Source organism: Actinomyces sp. (assembly GCF_030524025.1).
In the GTDB taxonomy this organism is placed as follows: Bacteria; Actinomycetota; Actinomycetes; order Actinomycetales; family Actinomycetaceae; genus Actinomyces.
Window position 1 is genome coordinate 1 of the sequence record NZ_JAUNHI010000046.1, and the last position, 2600, is coordinate 2600.

Sequence of the window (2600 nt, forward strand, 5' to 3'; positions counted from 1 at the left end):
GGTGCCCCCCGTGGGGCTCGAACCCACGACCTTCGGATTAAAAGTCCGCAGCTCTGACCAACTGAGCTAGAGGGGCGTGGCGGAGGCGACGAGGCCGCGACCGCGACCGGCAGCATACCCTCACGCGCTCCTGCGGCGTGCCGGAGCCGGGTGTCTGCAACGGGCGCGGGGCAGGTCGTGGGGCGCAGAGCAGGCGGCGCCCCCTGCGGCTGCGAAGCGGCTCGCGCTTGCGGCAGCCGCGGCGCGGGTGGGGGGCGGTCCCCAGTGCCCGACCCGGGGATCGCGCCGGGCACGCCGCGCCCCTGCGGCATGATCACCCGGTGATCCCGGAACGCCGCCCGTTGACCCGCCTGCGACTCGTGCCGCTGCGGCTGGCCCAGTTCACACTCATCCAGCTGGCCTGCTGCGCCTTCCCGATCGCCGTCTTCGTCGGGCTGGCGGCCACCGCCCTCATCTGGGGCCGCGTCCCCATGCCGATCGCCCGGTACGACGCACTGCTCGTCTACGTCCTGGCCGTCCAGCTCGCCTTCGTGGCCCTGCGCCTGGAGACCTGGCGCGAGCTCGGCGTCATCTGCGCCTTCCACGCGGTGGGCCTGGCCCTGGAGGTCTTCAAGGTCAGCGTCGGCTCGTGGTCCTACCCCGATGCCGGCGTGGTGCGCCTGGGCGGGGTCCCGGTGTTCTCCGGCTTCATGTACGCATCGGTCGGCTCTTATATCTGCCAGGCCTTCCGCCGCTTCGACCTGAGCGTCGGGGGCTTCCGGTGGCTGCCGGTGAGCCTGCTCGCGGTGGCGGCCTACGCCAACTTCTTCACCCACCACGTCCTGCCCGACCTGCGCTGGATCATCGCGCTGGGATTCGTCGTGGCCCTGTGGGGCTCCACGGTGCACTTCACCGTCGGGGGCGAGCGCTACTGGATGCCGACCGCCCAGGCCTTCGTCCTCATCGGCGCCGTCTTGTGGGTCGCCGAGAACGCCGCGACCTACCTCGGGGCATGGAGCTACCCCGACCAGCAGGAGGGATGGCACATGGTCCACGTGGGCAAGCTCGGCAGCTGGGCGCTGCTCATCACGCTCAGCTTCGTCCTGGTCGCCGCGGTCAAGGCGGGGGAGGGGACGGTCTACGGCGACGGTGCCCCCCGCGTCTCCCGCGCTCGCGTGCCTCGCCGCGCCGCGACCTGAGCCCGGTGGGGCCGGCGCCGCGCGGGGGACGCCGCGTCGGCCACGTGGTTGAGCGGCGTGGCCGGTGCGCGACAATGTCCCCTGACCGCCCGGCCCTCCGGAAGGACAACCATGGCCCGCCAGTTCCACCGTCCCGCACGTCTCGACCCCGAGGTCGCCGAGTCCATCGAGGGCAGCGCCGACACGGCGGTGTCCTCCGAGCTGGCCCACCGCGCCGCCCAGGCCCTCGTGGGCGGTTTCGCCGACGACGCCCCCGCCGACGCCCCCGCTGCCGCTGCGCCGCAGGACCCCCCGGCCGAGGAGCCCGTCGGCAGCGCCCCCCTCCGGGACGGCGCCATCGAGCGCATCAGCCGCGCCGGCGTCGTCGAGGTCGTCGCCACCCGCGGCGTCGACGAGGTCGCCGAGCTGTGGGCCGACTCCCCGGCCACGACACTGCCCGGGGCCCTGTGGCGGCTGTTCCTCGTGCGCGAGTGGATCCGCAGGGACCCCGAGCTCGTCGCACGCCGCTACGCCACGACCGTCGACCTGACCACTGAGGAGCCCGGCTCGGCCGCCCTCAGCCGGTTCGAGGCGGCCCAGGCCGAGGCGCGCCCCGCCCCCTCGCCCGAGCAGGTTCGCGCCCACATCGACCAGGTGCTCACCGGAGGGCTCGAGGGCTCAGTGGCGGGGCTCGCCCCGGTCCTCTCCCTGGCCGCGGGCTTCCTGCGGGCCCTGGCCGCCGGGAGCGACCCGGAGTGGATCGCCGACGACGCCGACGAGCTGGCCGACCGCGTGACCCGACGGGACTCGGCACTGCTGGCCACCGCCTCCGAGCTGGCCGAGGCCGGCGCCCGGGCCCGCACGGGCGTCCTCGACTGACCCTGCCCCGGGCCCGTTCGCGGCCGCCGGGACGGGCGGTTCGACGGCGACGGCGGTCATGGGTGCCCGGGCCCACAGAGCGCGCCCGCGGACGGCCCAGACATGCGACGATTCCCCCATGACGACGCCCGACCCCTCCACCGCGCCCCTGTCCTCTTTCCTCGGTGGCTGGACCCGTGCCCAGGCCGGGCAGGACGGGGCCCCAGCGGCTCCGGCCGCCGGCGGCCCGGAGCCCGAGGACCCCGACCCTGACGCCACCGGCCCCGCCCAGTCCGGCACCGCCGAGGCTGCCTCCGCCGAGGACCCCGGGGCCCCGGAGGCCCCGTCCGGTCCGCCGGACGATGAGGACCATGTCATCGAGGTCGCCGATCCCCGCGACTTCGCCGACGATGCCGGGCCCCAGTACGAGGACGAGGACTTCGACGACGAGTCCCCCCAGGACGAGCAGCCCGCCGGGGCGACCCGCCCGGTGGACGCGGCAGGCCTCGTCCCCTTCTCGGGCGCCTCGCCGGCGGCACCCGAGGAGCCCCGGCCCGCTTCGGCGTCACCCGCGTCACCGGCGTC

General features: G+C 75.3%; 2 protein-coding genes, 1 tRNA gene and 1 pseudogene. 3 read left to right on the forward strand and 1 reads right to left on the reverse strand.

From position 1 onward, the window contains the following. Positions 1–2 precede the first annotated feature (2 nt). Positions 3–76 (reverse strand) — tRNA-Lys (locus tag Q4C85_RS11390). A 244-nt stretch (positions 77–320) separates the two neighbouring features. Here Q4C85_RS11390 and Q4C85_RS11395 point away from each other — a divergent pair. The 3 genes and pseudogenes from Q4C85_RS11395 to Q4C85_RS11405 form a co-directional block, all read left to right on the forward strand. Beyond that, a complete protein-coding gene (locus tag Q4C85_RS11395) occupies positions 321–1178 on the forward strand; it encodes a DUF817 domain-containing protein (protein WP_303142199.1) in 858 nt (285 codons plus the stop codon). Positions 1179–1289: 111 nt separating this feature from the next. After that, positions 1290–2036, forward strand: a complete 747-nt coding sequence (locus Q4C85_RS11400) for a hypothetical protein (protein ID WP_303142201.1) — start codon at positions 1290–1292, stop codon at positions 2034–2036. Between the two features lie 118 nt (positions 2037–2154). Beyond that, positions 2155–2600, forward strand: a pseudogene (locus tag Q4C85_RS11405) (hypothetical protein); the annotation flags it as partial.